Raw genomic sequence first — 18265 nt, forward strand, 5'->3', positions numbered from 1 at the left:
AGCATTTCGATGTCGTTCGTCTCCCGCATGAAGCCCGTCCTTGCCGCAAGCTGCGCACTGGTCGCCTGCCTTGCCGTCGCGCCTGCATCGGCTGCGCCGGTGGCCGCGACCACCTCGCCGGACGGTGCGCTGCTGCCGGTCCAGGTCGATGCCGCCAAGGGCAAGGTCATGTTCACCCTGCCCCCCGCCGACGCGGACGGCGTCTCGGGACGCTACCTCTTCACGCAGGCGATCAAGACCGGCCTCGGCTCCGCGGCGATCCGCATCGACCGCGGCATGCAGGGCGATACCAAGGTGCTCGCGTTCCGCCGCATGGGCGGCAAGGTCGCCGTCGTGTTCGAGAACCCGCGCTTCCGCGCCAGCGGCGACGCCGGGATCGCGAAAGGCGCGCGCGCCAGCTTCCCGTTCAGCACCGTCGCCATGCTGGAGATCGTCAGCGGCACCGGGAACGGCCCCGTCACCGTTGACCTGACCCCGCTGCTGATGACCGACGCGATGGATCTTGCCGGCGCCATCGGCGAAAGCGCCAAGGGCTACAAGCTGTCCGAGAAGCTGAGCGCGCTCGACACCGGATCGGTCAAGGTCTTCCCGAAGAACATCGAACTGGAAACGGTGCAGACCTTCACCGCCGACAGCGCCGGGCGCGAACTGGACGTGCTCGCCCCCGATGGCCGCGCCGTCAGCGTGACCGTGCATTCCTCGCTCGTCGCCCTGCCGGAGCCCGGCTTCGTGCCGCGCAAGTTCGACATCCGTTCGGGCACGCACGCCACGCAGGCCTATGACTTCGGCACCCCGCTCGGCCAGCCGATGCTGGTCGAATACGCCAACCGCTTCAGGCTGGAGAAGACCGATCCCACCGCCGCGCGCTCGCCGGTGAAGAAGCCCATCGTCTTCTACATCGACAGCGCCGCACCCGATCCCATCCGCACCGCGCTGGCCGACGGCGTGCGCTGGTGGGCCGATGCCTTCGACGCGGCGGGCCTCGTCGATGCCTTCAAGGTGGAAATCCTGCCGCCGAACGTCGATCCGCAGGACGTGCGCTACAACGTGGTCAACTGGACCGACCGCCAGAACCGCAGCTGGTCCTACGGCGGCGGCGTGATCGACCCGCGCACCGGAGAGATCGTCAAGGGCAACGTCGTGCTCGGCGCGCTGCGCGTGCGACAGGACATCACCATCTTCGAGGGCCTCGTCGGCACCGCGCACAACAACAGTGGCGGCCCTGACGACCCGGTCCGCGCGGCGCTTGCCCGCATCAGCCAGCTGGGCGCGCACGAAGTCGGCCACGCCATCGGCTTCGTCCACAACTTCAAGGCCAGCCTGCAGGACCGCGCCTCGGTGATGGATTATCCGGGGCCGAAGGTGGACATCGTGAGCGGCAGGCTGACCCTCGCCGACGCCTATGCCAGCGGCATCGGCAAGTGGGACAAGTTCACCGTCGACTGGCTCTACGGCCAGCCCGCCCCCGGCGTCGATCCGGACGTGGCGGCAGCGGAGAAGGCCGACGCCATCAAGAAGGCGGGCCTCATCTACGGCACCGACATCGACGGCCGCGCGCCCGACCTTGCCGTGCCCGGCGTCAACATGTGGACCGAAGGGCAGGACACGCCCGAAGACCTTGCCCACACGATGGACGTGCGCCGCATCGCGCTTGCGAACTTCGGCCCGAACGTGCTGCTCGCCGGAGAGCCGCTGTCCAACCTGCGCCGCAAGTTCGTCCCGATCTGGCTGTTCCACCGCTATTCGATCGACGCCACCGGCAAGCTGGTGGGCGGCGTGAACTACGAATATGCGGTCGTCGGCGACGGGCGCGAGACGCCCAGCCCGGTCCCCGCCGCGCAGCAGGTCGCCGCGATCGACGCGCTGGTCGGCACCCTCTCCCCCACGGTGCTGACGGTGCCCGCATCGCTCAGCCTGGCGCTTTCGAGCGGCACCAGCGCCCGCACCGACGTGGAGGCCGCGCCCGAAGTGCTGCGCGGCGCGGGCTCGGCGGTGTTCGATCCTCTCGTCGCGGCGCAAGTCGCGGCGCAGATGACGCTCGACAGCCTGCTCGCCCCGGCCCGCCTGACACGCCTGCACATCCAGCACGGCTATGATGCGCAGCAGCCCGGCGTCGGCACCCTGCTCCAGAAGCTGTCCCCGGTGATCGCCGCCCATGGCGACGCGGTGTCGCGCCGGATCGCGCAGACCACGCTGCTCGGCATCGCCGCCGCCCGCCGCGATGCGGACACGCCAGCGGACGTCGCCGCGCTGCTCGACGGCTTCCTCAAGGAGACCGCGCTCGGCTTCGCGAAGGCGAAGGGCGGGTCCGAGGATGCGCTGTGGCAGGTGTCGATGGCGGCGCTGCTGGGCGATCCCGAGCGCCTTGAAGCTGAGATCGGCAAGCAGTCCCGCCCGCGCCCGCCGATCCCCGCCGGCATGCCCATCGGGGGCGATACGGGGTGGTTCGACAACATTCTATCCGAGTAACGGCTCTTTCCGCACCCTTTTGTTTGAAATCGAACGGACGTCCGGCAATATGGTTTCGAAAATCAAAAAAGGGGCGCTCAACAAGATGGACATGCCGTCAGGCAAGCTGCACTGGCTCGATGCCGCGCGCGGGAAACCCGCGCAGCACGAACTGGACGACACCGACCTGCGCCTGATGCGCGCTCTCGTCTCGGACGGGCGCGCATCGGACGTGTGGCTGGGCGAGAAGGTCCATCTGTCGAGCACCGCGGTCGCCCGCCGCCGCAAGATCCTCGAGGAATCGGGGTACATCACGCATTACTCGGCGCACCTCAACGTCCGCTCGCTGGGCTACGGGACGCTGGTTATGGTCTCAATCGAGCTTGTCTCTCAGGCGGAATCGGTGCTGCAGGACTTCGAGACGGCGGTGCTGGACAGCCCGTCGATGCAGTTCTGCGCCTTCGTCACCGGCGACACCGACTTCCTGATGATCCTCAACGTCCAGTCGCTCGAGGATTACGACATGATCTACCGCAAGGAACTGTCGGTGCTGCCGCATGTGCGCCGCATCCGCAGCAGCTTCGTGCTACGGGAGGTGGCAAGCCGCCAGATCGCGCCGGTCATCCTGGCGGGGCGTTAGACCTCTCGTCATTGCGAGCGCAGCGAAGCAATCCAGCGTCACGGCACCGCGCTGGATTGCTTCGCTGCGCTCGCAATGACGAAGGTGTTGTTACCCCTCCTTGGGGTAGACGTCTCCGAGCACGCGGCGGAAGTGGCCTTCGACCTGATCGTTGCAGGCGCAGGCGCGCGCCTTGAGGCCCTCCCGGTCGAGCACCTCGATGCCGCCGCGCCGGGTGCGCACCATGCCGTCGCGCTTGAAGCGCTGGAGGACGCGGCTGGCGTAGCTGCGCCCGATGCCCATCATCGAGGCGAGCTGCTCCTGCGTCATCGTCACGTCGTTGCGGCCGATGCGGTCGACGGCGGCGGAGAGCCACTTGGCGGCGCGCTGCTCGATGGTGTGGACGGCGTTGCAGGCGATCGACTGGAACACTTGCGCCATCACGCAGTCGGCATAGCGCGCGAACAGGTGCGCGACGGCGGGTGAGCGCTCCTTCGCCGCCTCGATGTCGCGCGTGGCGATGCGCAGGAAGACGCCCTCGTGCAGCACGTTGGCGCGGGCATAGGCGGGCAGCGAGCCATGGCTGACGATCCCGCCAAGCGCACCCTCGCGGCCGACGAGGATCGTTTCGACCGCCGTGCCGTCCTCCATCTCCACGAAGTAGGAGCACATCGCCCCGCCGGTCGGGAAATAGCAGTAATCCACGTTGTCGCCGGGCTGGTAGATGATCTCTCCCGCACGCAATCGACATTCGCCCAGTCTGGGCTCGATGAAGGCGAAATCGTCCTGCCGCAGCGCCGTCAGCAGGTCGCTGCCGGCGATGGAGGCGGCAGATACCGGGCTCGTCTGCGGGATGGTGCTCATGAAATGTCCTTGGCCGCGACGGCGGCGATCCCACGCCGTCCCCGAAGACAACCCCGTTATGTGGGTCCGGTTCCACGCGGAGCGATCATTAGTGAACAGACCGCGTCGCCGGAGCATGTTATTGTGTTACTGAGGAACATAAACGGAGCCCACGGGTTCCCGAAGCCAGGCGCGCCGACCGGTTCGCCTGCAATCGCCTGCGGGCACTTATGCGGATAGACATGCAAGCCGACTTCGGATCGCCCGTAATGCCCGACCTTCTCAGCGCCCTGCGCGAAGCCACGGGACCGTCCCACGAACGCCTCGACGCCTCGTTCGGTTCTCTGGACCTGTCGAAACGCGCCGATCTCGCGCGGTTTCTCACCGCCCACGCGATCGGCCTCGCACCGCTGTTCGAGACGTTCCGCAGCTTCATCGAGGGCGAACTGGGCCTCGAATGCCCGGACTACCCGGCCATGCTGCGCGCCGACCTCGACAAGCTGGGCGTCGGCAAACTGCCCGCCACGGGCGTCACCGGCCAGATCGCAGGAGACGGTGCGGACGCGGGCGTCGCATATGTCGTGTGCGGCTCGCGACTCGGCCTCGCGGTCATCCGCCAGAAGGGATACTGGGGCGAGGCGCAGGGCTTCCGCTCCGCCTACATGAGTGACGGCCGCGGCCATGACGCGTGGAAGGCGCTCGTCCCCGTGCTGCGCACCCGCGCCTTCCAGCCCGCGCAGGCCGACGCCGCCCGCGCCGCCGCGCTGGCGGCATTCGACACGTTCTCACACGCCTTCGAAGCCAGCGCGCAGGTCCAGGCGCGCGTCGATGGCTGAGGCGATGCATCCGGTAGATCTTTCCACCTGCGACCTGGAGCCGATCCACATCATCGGCCGCATCCAGAGCTTCGGCTGGCTGCTGTCGTTCTCCAGCGACTGGATCATCAACCACGTCTCGCTCAACTGCGAGGACCTGTTCGGCCGCGATCCGCGCGACCTCGTCGGGCTGTCGGCGGTGGAGTTTCTCGCGCAGGAGGCGATGCACGACATCCGCACCCGCCTGCAGATTCTCGGCAGCGCCAATACCGTGGAGCGCATGTTCGACGTCGATCTGATCGGCGACGGACGGGCCTTCGACGTGGCGGTCCACAATTCGGGCCGCTCCTTCGTGCTGGAAATCGAACCGCACGAAGGCGGCAAGCGGCGCGATTTCGTTTCCTACGTGCGCCCGATGATCGAGCGGCTGCGCCAGTCGCCCACCATCGAGCAGCTCTGTTCCAGCGCGGCGCGCCACCTGCGCGGCCTGACCGGGTTCGACCGCGTCATGGTCTACCGCTTCGAGGGCGACGGCGCGGGCGAAGTCATCGCCGAAAGCCTCAACGGCATGGTGGACAGCTTCAAGGGGCAGCACTTCCCCGCGTCCGACATCCCGGCACAGGCGCGCAAGCTTTACACCCGCAACATGCTGCGCATCATCAGCGACGTGGACGATCCGACGGTGCCGATCATCCCGGCGACCAACCCCAACGGCGATCCGCTGGACCTGTCGATGTCAGGCCTGCGCGCGGTCTCGCCAATCCACATCGAGTATCTGCGCAACATGGGCGTCAAGGCATCCATGTCCGTCTCGATCATGCGGCGCGGCAAGCTGTGGGGGTTGATGGCCTGCCACCACTATTCGCCGTTGCGCCTGTCCTACTCCGTGCGCACAGCGAGCGAGCTGTTCGGCGAATTCTTCTCCTACCTGCTGGAGCAGAAGGAAACCGACTTCTCGATGGAGAAGCGCGCGGAATCGATGCGCCTCCATGACGAGATCATGGCCCGCGTCGCAGGCGGCGGATCGCTGCTGGAAGCCTTCGACGACTTCACCGACTCGATCCGGCAGGTAATCCCGTTCGACGGCGTCGTCGGCTGGGTGGACGGGCGCTTCATCGGCCACGGTTCCGTGCCCGACCAGACCCAGTTCGCCGCGCTCGCCCGGTTCCTGAACACGGCGGGCGCCAGCACCGTCTGGGCATCGGACAATATCGGCACCGTGTATCCCGCCGCGTCCGAGTGGGCGGACAAGTCGGCGGGCCTGCTCGCCCTGCCCGTCAGCCGCACCCCGCGCGACTACATCGTGCTGTTCCGCAACGAGGCGGTGCGCGAGGTGAAGTGGGCGGGGAACCCCGAAAAGGCCATCGAACTCGGCCCCAACGGCGCGCGCCTGACCCCGCGCAAGAGCTTCGAGATCTGGAAGGAGGAACGGCGCGGCTACTCCCTGCCATGGACCGACGAGGAAGTGTCCAGCGCCGATGCCCTGCGCATCACGCTGCTGGAAGTCGTGCTCCGCCTGTCCGACGCCGCCAATGCCGAGCGCGAGCAGGCGAGCCAGCAGCAGGACATGCTGATCGCGGAACTGAACCATCGCGTGCGCAACATCCTCAACCTCATCCGCGGCCTCGTCGCGCAGAGCAAGGAAGGCGCGACGACGATCGACGAGTTCGCCGAGATCGTCGGCAGCCGCATCCACGCCCTTGCCCGCGCGCACGACCAGGTGACGCGCAAGGACTGGTCGCCCTCCTCGCTCTACGACCTCATCCGCACCGAGACCGACGCCTACGCCAGCCACTCGCTCGACCGCGTGGTGATCGAGGGGCCGGACGCGCTGATCGCGCCGGGGGCCTTCACTACGCTGGCGCTGGTGATCCACGAACTGATGACCAATTCCTGCAAGTACGGGGCACTGTCGGACTCGAACGGGCAGGTCACGGTGACGCTCAGCCGGGGCGACGATGGTTCGCTGGAGATCGACTGGCGCGAGGAAGGCGGCCCGCCGGTGAAAGAGCCCACCCGTCGCGGCTTCGGCTCCACCATCATCGAGCGCACCATCCCGCACGAACTGGGCGGCACCGCCTCGGTCATCTACCCGGTGGAGGGCCTGCATGCCCTGTTCCTGATCCCGGACGAGCACATCTCCGGCTTCGAGACGCCCGGCGCGGTCATCCGCGAGCCCGCCTCCGAACCGCCGCATCCCGCCGAGTTCACCGAGGCGCTGGCATCCGGTGTCGCGCTCATCGTCGAGGACAACGTCATCATCGCCATGGAAGCGGAGGACGTGCTGCGCGGCTTCGGCTTCACCGACTGCCGCATCGCCGGCTCGGTCAATGCGGCGCTCGGCGTGCTGGAGGGCGCGGACGTCAGCTTCGCGATGCTCGACGTCAATCTGGGCAAGGACACCAGCGAGGCCGTCGGCCATGCGCTGGAGGAGCGCGGCATCCCGTTCATCTTCGCTAGCGGCTACGGCGAACGCTCGCTCCAGTCCGGCGCGTTCAAAGGCGTGCCGGTGGTGACCAAGCCCTACGGCGAACGCGACGTGCGGCTGGCCATCGGGCGGGTAATGAAGGGCCGCTGAGGCGTCCACCCTCCGTCGTCATTGCGAGCGAAGCGAAGCAATCCAGAGTGGCGTGTGCCGCTGGATTGCTTCGCTTCGCTCGCAATGACGAAAGCACAAAAAAAGGCCCGACTCCCCGCAAGGAACCGGGCCATGAAGTCTCCCTCCGTCAGGAGTGAGGGTGAACTTGTCAGGTCGGGTCGATGACGGTGCCCTTGCTCGGGAAGATGCGGCGTTCGATCCGCGCGTGCACGCCCAGCGTGCCGTCCACCACCTGCGTCACGCCGAAGTCGGCAGCCACGCTCATCAGCGAATAGGCGTCCTCCTTGCTCAGCCCCTGCTGCTCGTGAAGCAGGTGGAGCATGTCCATCGAACAGTTCTTCATCGCCTGGTCGAGATCCTTGCCGAAGCCGTGGACGATCCAGTTCTCGGGCGTTTCCAGCAGCGGCGAAGGAAACGAGAAGTCCTTGCGCAGGATTATCTGGAACAGGCAGTCGAGCGAAGCCTCGATCGCGGTGCCGCTGATCTCGCCGTCGCCCTGGCTGACGTGGGGGTCGCCGATGGAGAACAGGCCGCCCTTGACCTGGCACTTGTAGAACATCGTGGAGCCCGCGCCGATGCGCCAGTTGTCGATGTTGCCGCCATGCAGCCCCGGCGGAATGGTCGAGACCGGCGCGTCGACCGCAGGCGCCACGCCCGCAGTGCCTAGATGCGGGCGCGCCGGGATGGTGATGCCGGGCAGCGCCGGGTGACGGTCGCACACCGGGCAGTTGGTGATGGTGCCGGGAACGAGGTATTCGCCGGGGAAATCATAGGCATATAGGGCATGGGCGGTGTTGGCGCTGGGGTCCAGCTCGTAGATCGTCACCCGCTCCTTCTTGCCGAACTCCTCATACAGATGCCCCCAGTTCGCCGCGAGGTTCGATCCGTAGTTGTTGCGCGGCCGCATCTGGAGATAGCGCACCTCGATCATGTCGCCCGGCTCCGCATCCTCGATGTAGATCGGGCCAGTCATGATGTGGACGCCGGGCGCGCGGGTGGACGGATCGACCTCGCGGAAGATGCGCTCCACGCCCTCGTCGAACATCAGGTCGGGCGCGTCTCCGGCGTGGTGGGTGATCGCCTCGGCATGGACCAGATCGCCGCTCTTGATCGTCAGCGCCGGCTTGATCTCGGGCGAGAAGTAGCCCCAGTGAATGGTCTCCGGCGTGGCCTTGAGATGCCAGATCGCCGAAGGCCGCGTCTCCGCCTTCGCCGATGTCAGAGTGGTGACCGAAGCCATGCAGTGCCCCTTGTTGGTGTGGAGGTTCGTCGGCTTCACCTTCCCCTGAGGGCGAAAAAGGGTCTTGGCCCTCAGCGCACTGGAACTTGGCGCGATCAACATGTCGTCCCGCCCGTCAACAAACCGGACGCCTGCCGCCAAGAGCCGCGGGCGTACTTGGCGCAGACCTTGGGCACACGAGAAGGAACCCCAAGGCATGCCCAACACGCTCATCTTCGTAGACCTGCCGGCCGACGATCCGGCCGCCGCGGGGCGTTTCTACGCCGAAGTCTTCGGCTGGCGCGACGATCACAAGCCCGAGGGGGTCTATCACCGCATGGTGCCCGGCGGCATGTTCCCGAATCCCGACGGTTCGGACAGCCAGATCGGCAACCTGCATGTCGGGATCTTCGACCCCGCCAACGCCCGCCCGCACCCCGATGCCGAGGGCGTCGAGCCGCGCGCCATCTCCACGGAGGGCAGAAAACCGCGCATCTGGGTACTCATCAGCGACGACGATACCCCCGAGCGCATCCTCTCCGCCGCCGAGGAGCGGGGCGCGACGGTGCTGTGGCGCAACCACTTCTGGGGCACCTTCAACGGCCTCAACCACTGCTTCCGCGATCCCTGGGGCAACGAGATCCTGCTCTGGGGCAAGGCCGGAGATCCGCCAAGGATTCCAGAGGATTACACGCGCGAGTAAGCCTTTCTCGCAAATGCAATATTGCCTTCGCGGGTGCCGCATGCACAAATGCACTGAACGGCACCTAGCGCGTACATGACAGCACTCAGGATGGTCAGACCATGCCCGCATCGACTCCGGTAACGACGATGACAGACGCCTTCATCGATTCCCTCTCCGCATCGGCGGTGGCGCTCGAGGATGCGGTCACGCTGCCGCCTTCGTGCTACACGTCGAAAGACTTCTACGAGTTCGAGAAGGACGCGCTCTACTATGCCGAGTGGCAGTGCGTCGGGCGGGAGGACTGGGTTCCGAACCCCGGCGATTTCTTCACCACCCGCACCATCAACGAGCCCATCATCGTCTCGCGCAACCTGCAGGGCGAAGTGCGCGCGATGTCGGCGGTGTGCCAGCACCGCGCGATGCTGGTGGCCGAGGGGAGCGGTTCGGCGCGCGGGTTCCTGTGCCCGTACCACCACTGGAGCTACTCGCTCGACGGCACGCTGGTCGCCGCTCCGGCGATGAACAAGACCTGCAATTTCGACCGCAAGGCCAACAGCCTGCCGCGCTTCGCGGTCGAGATCTGGAACGGCTTTATCTTCATCAACTTCGACGAGAACGCCGCGCCCCTCGCACCCCGCCTGACCGGCGTGGCCGAGGCGATCGCGGGCTACGACCTTGCCAGCGCGGAAGGCCCGCGCCCGGACCCGGCGGCGAAGCTGCCGTGGAACTGGAAGGTCATGTTCGAGAACAACAACGACGGCTACCACGCCAGCCGCCTTCACGCCGGGCCGCTGCATGACTTCGTGCCGTCCGGCAAGGCGGAGTTCCCGCATTCCGAACCCGAGGACGCCGGGTTCCTGCGCTTCAACGGCACGCTGCACCCCGACGCCAGCTTCAACGCCACCCAGCGCGCGGTGCTGCCGATCTTCCCCGGCCTGTCCGACGCGATGCGCAACCGGATGACCTTCGCCAACGTCCCGCCCTCGCTCAGCCTCATCATGATGAGCGACATGGTGATCTACCTGATCCTGCGGCCCGACGGCCCGGAATCGCTGGAGATGGACACCGGCCTGCTGTTCGCGCCGGGCGCGATGAAGGATCCCAATTTCGAGCACAAGCTGGACATGAACATGCGCGCCACCGCGCATATCATCGCGCAGGATTTCCACGTCGACGAACTGGTGCAGGAGGGTCTGCGATCCCGCTTCGCCCCGCGCGGCCGCTATTCGTGGCAGGAAGGCGCGCAGGGCCAGTTCAACAAGTGGCTGGTCCATCGTTACCGCAGCGCACACAAAAGGTTGGCATAGGCGTCTGGCGGGATTGGAAACTGTCGGATAGGCTCATGCCATGACCCTCTTCGTCATTGCGAGCGAAGCGAAGCAATCCAGGGCAGTCCCAGGCGGCCCTGGATTGCTTCGCTTCGCTCGCAATGACGAGAAACGGGGAAATTCCGGCGGCGCGCGGCGTCGACCGGCTGGGCCGCCAAGAAGGAATTTACCGGCATGACCGGCGTGCGCTTGACCACCAATGCCTATCCGCACGACCAGCGATTGCAGGCCTGGCGTTTCGCATTGCAGCGCGTGTCGCTGGAGCTGGAGTCCGAGAACGAGGATATCTACGGAGACCTCGTCAGCTTCACCAGCGGACAGAAGATCCAGTTCGTCCGCTGCACCGGCACGGCGCAGGCGATGACCCTCGACTTCCGGCAGGAGGCGCGCTGCTTCTGGCTCGTCCTCCTGCTCGAAGGCCGCATCGCCGCCAGCAGCGGAGACCGCGAGGTCGAGATCGGCGAGGGCGACATGGTCTACGGCGGTGGCGACACCCGCTGCCGGATCGCCATGGAGGGCGATTTCCGCCTGCTCATCGTCAAGGTGCCGCACAGCCTTCCGGCGCTCAAATCCCGCTCGCAGCTGCCGACCGAGATCAGCGACCTGATCGCCGACACCGCCGTGGGCCGCATGATGTCGAGCCTGCTGCGCACCGTGGCCGACACCATCCTCGACGTCTCGGACGACCAGATCCGCCCGGTCGAACTCGCCCTGCCAGAGATGATCGCCGCCACCCTGCTCGACCGCGCCCCCGCCAAGCAGCTCGGCGGCGCGGCGGGCGGGCGGGCCGCGATCCTGGAGCGGGTGTTCCAGTCGATCGAGATGCGGCTGTCGGACCCCAACCTCAACACCCACCAGATCGCCGCCGAGCACAACATCTCGCCGCGCTACCTGCAAAAGCTGTTCGAGAGCCATGGCGAGAGCTTCGGGCATTACGTAAAGCTGCGCAGGCTGGAGCGCTGCCGCCTCGACCTCGGCAGCCCGCTCCACGCGCAGCGCTCGATCTCGGAAATCCTGTTCCAGTGGGGCTTCAACGACAGCGCCTCGTTCTCCCGCGCCTTCCGCGAGCAGTACGGGATGAGCCCGCGCGAGTATCGCAAGTCGCCCGAGATCGCGACCTCGCCCGCCGAGACCCCGCGCCGCGGCCGTCCGGAAAAGGCGCGGGACGTGCGCATGGACAACCGCGAGCCCGCAAGCGTGCTGGCGGGCCTGCCCAGCCTCGACGATGCCGCGAAATCGCGCCGCCACCACTTCCTGCCCGCGCGGCCCGACACGATCCACTGGGGCTACTTCAGCCGGTCCCTGCAACCGGCGCTGGAGATCCGCTCGGGCGACTACGTCACGATCGAGACGCTGACGCACCACGCCAACGACGATGCCGAACGCATGATCGAGGGCGATGCGGGCGCGGAGGCGGTGTTCCACTGGACCGCCGAGGGCAAGGCGGTGGAACGGCGCGGCGCCGGTCCCTTCGACGCTTCCGCCCTCGGGCGCGGCCCCGGCGAGGGCTTCGGCGTCCACATCTGCACCGGGCCGATCGCGGTCGAGGGCGCGCGCCCCGGCGACGTGATCGAAGTGCGCATCCTCGACATGGAGAACCGCCCCAGCCAGAACCCGCGCTTCGCGGGCCGCGCCTTCGGCTCGAATGTCGCGGCCTACTGGGGCTACCACTACAACGACCTCCTGACCGAGCCCAAGCAGCGCGAGGTCATCACGATCTACGAGATCGACAACGAACCCGGCCGCGCCACCGCCCAGGCGGTCTATTCGTACCGCTGGACCCCGCAGACCGACCCTTCGGGCGTGGTCCACGAGCGCTACGACTATCCCGGCGTGCCGGTCGATCCCGAAAGCATCACCCGCAATTTCGACGTGCTGCGCGACGTGACGATCCCCGTGCGCCCGCACTTCGGCGTGATCGCACTGGCGCCAGCGCATTCCGAACTGATCGATTCTGTCCCACCCGCCAACTTCGGCGGCAACATCGACAACTGGCGGCTCGGCGCCGGGTCCAGTTGCTTCCTGCCGGTGGGCGTTCCGGGCGGCCTGCTCTCGATGGGCGATCCCCATGCCAGCCAGGGTGACAGCGAACTGTGCGGCACGGCCATCGAATGCTCGATGACGGCGGTGATCCAGGTCATCCTCCACCCCGCCAAGACCAGCCGCAAGTACATCCGCGACATCGACTATCCGATGATCGAGACGAAGGACGAATGGGTGATCCTGGGCTTCTCCAGCCCGGAATACCTCAAGGATCTGGGCGCCAATGCGCAAAGCGAGGTCTACAAGCAAAGCTCCATCGACGCCGCCATGCGCGACGCCTTCCGCAAGGCGCGGCGCTTCCTGATGACGCTGCGCGACCTGAGCGAGGACGAGGCGATCTCGCTGCTGTCGGTGGGCGTGGACTTCGGCATCAGCCAGGTCGCTAATGGCAACTGGGGCGTCCACGCGGTGATAAGAAAAAGCCTCTTCGCGGCGTAGTTCGAAATTCCTCCCCGAGCTTGCTCGGGGAGGGGGACCGCCCGCGGAGCGGGTGGTGGAGGGGGAGAGTTCGGGAAATTCCCCCTCCGTCAGTCGCTGCGCGACTGCCACCTCCCCGAGACAAGCTCGGGGAGGAATTGTCACCTTACTCACCCACCGACGGGCAGGATCTCCACCATCGCGGTCGTCGTGCCGCTGCGCCCGACCCAGGCGTTCTGCCGCGCGGCGTCCGCCCGCAGTTCCTTCATCTTGTTGCGCGCATAGTTCTCCGAGGACGCGAAGAGCACGCGCACGACGTACTGCTGATCGTCCGAAACGCCGCGCGGCAGCGGATGAAGCGTGGCGATCCGCTCGACCGCGCGCATCGTGGCCTTGTCGAGATCGCGATGGCCGGATGTCTCGTAGAGCCGCACGGCACTTGGCTGGCCGTTCTCGCTGCAGGCGAACTTCACCGCGACGATGCCCTCGCTCATGGGCGCGCCGGCCAGCGGCATGGGATATCGCATCTTGCGCTCGAACTGGCGGAACACGGTCTTGGACCATGTCTCGACGTTCGGCGGCGCGATGACGGAAAGCGTATCGGTATCGTCCTGCGCCCGTCCGCCACCGGCTCCACCGACGACGGCAAACACGGCAACGGCACAGGCAATCATTCTGAGCCTGTTCATTGGAACACCCTCCCGAAGCGCCACACATCGAAACCCAAGCAAGCAATATACAGGATGCACGACGCAACTTTGCTTGATCTGAAAGAAATCGACTCGTTTATTGCGCGACCAGCGAGGGTTTATTAGGACATATTGCTATCGGCACTGCGTAAACTGGGTCACATAACGGGAAATTTAACCCGTTATGTGACCGGTTCGGTAGATGGATGTACCGCGTCGCACGTGGAATTGGGAACGCGATTATAGATTTGGCTGCGACAGTTCAGGGGTCGGTGGAACTATGCCCCAACGCCTGTCGTCAGGTGCTTCCACCCGTCTACCTGCCCCTGCAGCATCGCGAACTCGCGTTCCGCATAGCCGAGCGCATCGGTGCCGAGCAGCAGCACCAGCGGCGGCTCGTCGGCGGCGACGGCGGTGAGGATCGCCTGCGCAATCTTCGCCGGGTCGCTCGGCTCCTCGCCATGGTGGCCGGTGAGCACGGTGCGCGCGACGTGGGCCGTCTCCGCATAGTCGGCGATGGTCGGCTCCGCCCCCAGCAGGCGCGATGCGGCGAACTCGGTGCGCATGCCGCCGGGCGCGACGTTCGTCACCCTGATTCCCAGCGGATTGACCTCCTGCGCCAGCGTGCGCCCGATGCAGTCGAGCGCGAACTTGGTGGCGCCGTAGATGCCGGTGCCGTTCCAGCACGCCAGCCCGCTGATCGAGCCGACGTTGACGATGTGTCCCGCCTTGCGCGCGCGCAGATACGGCAGCGCCGCCTGGATCACCGCCAGCGCGCCCCAGACGTTGACCTCGAACAGCGCCTTGGCATCCGCGATCGGCGTCTCCTCGATAGCGCCGGTGTAGCCGAGCCCAGCGTTGTTCACGATGACGTCGAGCCCCCCGGTCCGCGCCTCCGCCGCATCGACCACGGCCTTCACGGCCTCGGCGTCGGTCACGTCGAGCACCATGCCGATGGCCCCCTCGCCCAGCGCCTCGAAAGCGGCGACGGCGTCGGGATTGCGCACCGTGCCGACGACGGTATGCCCCGCCTCCAGCGCCGCCGAAGCGATCGCGCGGCCAAGGCCGGTGCTGACGCCGGTGATGAACCAGTTGCTCATGTCTGTCTCCCCTTCGCGGATTTGCGGCGGGCCTAGCCCGTCCCACACCGCGCATCTATACCCCGCGCGCACCCGTTGTTGTCTGGCACCTTGACCGGCGACAACAGGGCGGGCGCAGGGTGACAAGAACCACGCGGCACCCCATCCTAACCTCGCGCCAGAACTTCAGGGACAGGCAAGACATGATCCAGAGCCAACCGAGACCGGCCAGCTTCGGCCTCCCCTCCGACACCGGCGGGCGCGACCTCGGCATCTTCATGCCGATGGCGAACGGCGGCTGGATCCTGTCGAAGAACGCCCCCGCGCTCGACGGCTCCTACGACTACAACCTCAAGGCCGCGCAGCTGGCCGAGGAGATCGGCCTCGACTTCATCATGGCGATGGCCAAGTACCGCGGCTACGGCGGCGAGACGAAGCACTGGAACGCTTCGCTGGACTCGCCGATGATGATGGCGGGGCTGGCGCAGGCGACGAGCCGGGTGAAGGTCTGGGCCACCGTCCACACCATCCTCCAGAACCCCGCCGTCACCGCCAAGATGATCGCCACGCTCGACCAGATCAGCCACGGGCGCGCGGGGCTGAACGTCGTCACCGGATCGTACAAGGGCGAATTCTCGCAGATGGGCGCCTGGCCCGAGGGCGTCGACCATGACGAGCGTTATGTCCTCGCGACCGAGTGGATCCAGGCCATCAAGGCGCTGTGGACAGAGGACTCGGTGTCGATGGAGGGCAAGTACTTCACCCTCGAAGACTGCATGTCGAACCCCAAGCCATCGACCCCGCCGTTCCTCGTCTGCGCGGGCACGTCGAAGGTCGGCATCGCCTTCACCGCGAACGAGATGGACGCGCTGTTCCTGTCGGGCGGCAACGTCGATGAACTGGCGAAGGCCAGCGCCGACGCCAAGGCGGGCGCGGCGGAGCACGGCGCGAAGATCCGCACCTATTCGATGATGACCGTCGTCTTCGGCGAGACCGACGCGGCGGCAGAGGAAACCGCCGCCCACTTCCGCGCCGGGTTCGACGAAGGCGCGCTCCACGGCATGATGCGCGCCTACGGCTTCCTCGACGCCGAGATCGGCAAGGAGAACGCCTTCACCCAGAAGGCCCGCTCCACTTTCATGACCCCGCATGTGCTGGGCACGCCGGAGACGGTGATCGCGCGCCTGTCCGAGATCTTCGAGAAGACCTCGCTCGACGGGCTCATGCTGATCTTCCCGGACTATCACGCCTCGCTCCCGATCTTCGGCGAGAAGGTGCTGCCGGTCCTGCGCGAGCGGTTCCCGGCCCAGATGGCCGAGGCCGCCCATGGCTGATCTCCCGCACGTCGACGAACCGGGCGAGATGATCGCGCCCGCGCGCACCGCGCTCATCGTGGTGGACGTGCAGGTGGACTTCGCCTCGCCCGAGGGGCTGATCGGCCGCTTCGGCACCGACATGAGCCCCGCCGAAACCGCCATCGACCGCATCGAGGAACTGATCGCCGCCGCCCGTAACGCCGGGGCGACGGTGGGCTTCATGCGGGTGATGACGCGGCCCGAGACCGACTCCAACGCGCTCAGGACCTGGATGGTCCGGCGCGGCACGCCGGGCAGCGAGGGCATCTGCCGCATCGGCTCGGGCGGGGAGGACTACTACCGCGTCGCGCCCGAACCCGGCGACATCGAGGTGTCGAAGCTCGCCTACTCCAGCTTCCACGGCACCGATTTCGAGCAGCAGCTGCGCGCACGCGGGATCGACACGCTGGTGATGACCGGCCTCACCACCGACTGCTGCGTCGATTCCACCACGCGCGACGCCTTCCACCGCGATTTCCATACGTTCGTGGTGTCCGACGCCTGCGCCGCCTTCGACCCGGACCTGCACACCCATTCGCTCAGCGCGCTCAACCAGCACACCTCGCTGCTGGTGACGAGCGCGGCGGTGGTGAAGGCCTGGACGCCATGAACGTGCCCGATCTGAACACGCGCGATGATCGCCTGATGCACAACTCCCTCTCGACCGCGAACTCCGGCAGTGCCATCATCGCCGGCGTGGAGAGGCACAACCCGTTGCAGGCGTCGTGAACGCCGCTACGTCCACACGCCCCGAAGGCTCGCGCCCAAGGGGCATCTCCCGAGAGGGATCCGAAGCATGAACACCCGTCTGCTCGTCTATATCGTGCTCCAGGCGCTGTGCCTGATGTACTTCCTGCTCTCGGCGGGGTCGTTCAACTCGCTCGGCATGGTGCTGCCTTCGATGGTGGAGGCGTTCGGCATGTCGTGGGCGCAGGCGGGCTTCGGCTTCACCCTGCTCGGCACGGCCTGCGGGATCGTCAGCCTCGCGCCCGCCTTCACCATTCGCAAGCTGGGGGTGGGGCGCACGCTGCTGACGGGGACGGTGCTGCTGTTCCTCGCCTTCGGGCTGCTCTACACCTCGCAGGGGGTGGGGACGTATTACCTCGGCACGACGCTGCTGGGCATCGGCTACTGCTTCTGCGGCACCGTGCCCGCCGTCCATGTGCTGTCGAGCAGCTTCAGGCGCCGGTCGACGGTGCTGGGGCTCTACTTCACCATCGGCAACCTCGGCGCCGTCGCCGGGCCGCTGCTGTGGTACGGCACGCAGTCGGCCGGGTTCGACTGGCGGTTCTACTGGTTGCTCTTCGCCATCGCCTCGGTCGTGGTCGGCGGCTTCTGCACCCTCACCGCCAGCCGCCTGCACATCGGCGCGCCGGAGGAACAGGCCCCCGCGCCCGGCGCCCCGGCGGAATGGACCGTGCGCCGCGCGCTGGCGACCCCTCAGTTCTGGGTGGTGGTCTTCGCCTATACCGCCTGCCTTGCCATCAACACCACGACGCACAGCTTCGCGTACCAGCACCTGATGGAGCACGGCATCGCCGCCGACCGCGCATCGCAGCTCATCAGCCTCTCGGCGCTGGTCTGCGCGGTGGGATCGGCGCTGGCGGGCATCGCGGGGGAGAAGACCTCGGCGCGCACGCTGACGATGTTCTCGCTCGGCTGCCTCGGCGTCTCCGCTGCCACGCTGGCGCTCAGCGACGGGCCCCTCTCGGTCGTGCTGTGGATGGTCGCGTTCGGCGCGGGGCTGGGCTTCAGCTACGTCAGCACGGTGATGCTGCTGCAGTCCTACTTCGGCCAGCGCGCCTCGCTGGAACTGTACTCGATCATGATGGCGGTCTCGACCACCGCCGCAGTCGGCCCGGTGCTGGGCGGCGCGATCAAGGACCGGACGGGCAGCTTCGCGGGGATATTCCTCGCCCTCGCGGTGGTGAGCGCGGTGCTGTTCCTCGCCGTCGCCATCCTGCGCAAGCCGGGCGAGCGCGGTGAGGCGGTGGAAGTGCCAGTGGTCGCGGCAGAGTAGTTCGGAGTTTCGTCATTGCGAGCGTAGCGAAGCAATCCAGTGGAACGGGCCGACCGTGGATTGCTTCGCTACGCTCGCAATGACGAACGGGGTTAAGCGAAAAAGG

The 18265-nt window shown here is 66.9% G+C and carries 15 protein-coding genes; 11 read left to right on the forward strand and 4 right to left on the reverse strand.

Features of this window, described 5'->3' with window-relative positions:
* Positions 1-9: 9 nt before the first annotated feature.
* Both LO787_RS09600 and LO787_RS09605 read left to right on the forward strand, forming a co-directional pair.
* Positions 10-2469: a zinc-dependent metalloprotease gene (locus tag LO787_RS09600; RefSeq protein WP_232495605.1), complete on the forward strand. Its 2460-nt coding sequence runs from the start codon at positions 10-12 to the stop codon at positions 2467-2469.
* Positions 2470-2518: 49 nt separating this feature from the next.
* A complete protein-coding gene (locus tag LO787_RS09605; RefSeq protein WP_420847797.1) occupies positions 2519-3088 on the forward strand; it encodes an Lrp/AsnC family transcriptional regulator in 570 nt (189 codons plus the stop codon).
* Between the two features lie 90 nt (positions 3089-3178).
* On the opposite strand, the gene LO787_RS09610 is transcribed toward LO787_RS09605, so the two are convergent.
* Entirely contained in the window at positions 3179-3931 is a 753-nt protein-coding gene (locus LO787_RS09610) for a Crp/Fnr family transcriptional regulator (protein WP_232495607.1), read from the reverse strand.
* 248 nt (positions 3932-4179) lie between these two features.
* Here LO787_RS09610 and LO787_RS09615 point away from each other — a divergent pair, with 248 nt between their 5' ends.
* Entirely contained in the window at positions 4180-4746 is a 567-nt protein-coding gene (locus LO787_RS09615; protein ID WP_232495608.1) for a biliverdin-producing heme oxygenase, read from the forward strand.
* Positions 4739-7303, forward strand: coding sequence for an HWE histidine kinase domain-containing protein (locus LO787_RS09620; protein ID WP_232495609.1), 2565 nt, complete (start codon positions 4739-4741; stop codon positions 7301-7303). Before LO787_RS09615 ends, LO787_RS09620 begins: the two co-directional genes overlap by 8 nt.
* Before the next feature lie 169 nt (positions 7304-7472).
* On the opposite strand, the gene LO787_RS09625 is transcribed toward LO787_RS09620, so the two are convergent.
* The gene (locus LO787_RS09625) at positions 7473-8564 is read right to left on the reverse strand and encodes an acetamidase/formamidase family protein (protein WP_232495610.1); all 1092 of its coding nucleotides are present in this window, start codon (positions 8562-8564) and stop codon (positions 7473-7475) included.
* A gap of 196 nt (positions 8565-8760) precedes the next feature.
* Here LO787_RS09625 and LO787_RS09630 point away from each other — a divergent pair, with 196 nt between their 5' ends.
* From LO787_RS09630 to LO787_RS09640, 3 genes are all read left to right on the forward strand, one after another.
* Positions 8761-9246 (forward strand): VOC family protein, encoded by a 486-nt coding sequence (locus LO787_RS09630; RefSeq protein ID WP_232495611.1) that lies wholly within the window; start codon positions 8761-8763, stop codon positions 9244-9246.
* 101 nt (positions 9247-9347) lie between these two features.
* Positions 9348-10535 carry an aromatic ring-hydroxylating oxygenase subunit alpha gene (locus LO787_RS09635; RefSeq protein WP_232495612.1) on the forward strand — a complete coding sequence of 396 codons (1188 nt, stop codon included), beginning with the start codon at positions 9348-9350 and terminating at the stop codon, positions 10533-10535.
* Positions 10536-10730: 195 nt separating this feature from the next.
* On the forward strand, positions 10731-13037 hold the full coding sequence (locus LO787_RS09640; protein WP_232495613.1) for an acetamidase/formamidase family protein: 2307 nt from the start codon (positions 10731-10733) through the stop codon (positions 13035-13037).
* Positions 13038-13186: 149 nt separating this feature from the next.
* Here the strand turns inward: LO787_RS09640 and LO787_RS09645 are convergent, their stop codons facing one another.
* Together LO787_RS09645 and LO787_RS09650 are read right to left on the reverse strand one after the other, a co-directional pair.
* Entirely contained in the window at positions 13187-13705 is a 519-nt protein-coding gene (locus LO787_RS09645; protein ID WP_232495614.1) for an energy transducer TonB family protein, read from the reverse strand.
* A 278-nt stretch (positions 13706-13983) separates the two neighbouring features.
* Complete coding sequence (locus LO787_RS09650) at positions 13984-14805, reverse strand: oxidoreductase (RefSeq protein ID WP_232495615.1); 822 nt, start codon at positions 14803-14805, stop codon at positions 13984-13986.
* 182 nt (positions 14806-14987) lie between these two features.
* On the opposite strand from LO787_RS09650, the gene LO787_RS09655 reads away from it, so the two are divergent.
* The 4 genes from LO787_RS09655 (at position 14988) to LO787_RS09665 (ending at position 18159) form a co-directional block, all read left to right on the forward strand.
* Positions 14988-16118 (forward strand): LLM class flavin-dependent oxidoreductase, encoded by a 1131-nt coding sequence (locus LO787_RS09655; protein WP_232495616.1) that lies wholly within the window; start codon positions 14988-14990, stop codon positions 16116-16118.
* Entirely contained in the window at positions 16111-16749 is a 639-nt protein-coding gene (locus tag LO787_RS09660) for a cysteine hydrolase family protein (protein WP_232495617.1), read from the forward strand. The genes LO787_RS09655 and LO787_RS09660 overlap by 8 nt, the downstream gene beginning before the upstream one ends.
* On the forward strand, positions 16746-16868 hold the full coding sequence (locus tag LO787_RS26095) for a hypothetical protein (RefSeq protein WP_255700861.1): 123 nt from the start codon (positions 16746-16748) through the stop codon (positions 16866-16868). The genes LO787_RS09660 and LO787_RS26095 overlap by 4 nt, the downstream gene beginning before the upstream one ends.
* A 67-nt stretch (positions 16869-16935) precedes the next feature.
* On the forward strand, positions 16936-18159 hold the full coding sequence (locus LO787_RS09665; RefSeq protein ID WP_232495618.1) for an MFS transporter: 1224 nt from the start codon (positions 16936-16938) through the stop codon (positions 18157-18159).
* Positions 18160-18265 lie beyond the last annotated feature (106 nt).

This window comes from Novosphingobium kaempferiae (assembly GCF_021227995.1).
In the GTDB taxonomy this organism is placed as follows: Bacteria; Pseudomonadota; Alphaproteobacteria; order Sphingomonadales; family Sphingomonadaceae; genus Novosphingobium; species Novosphingobium kaempferiae.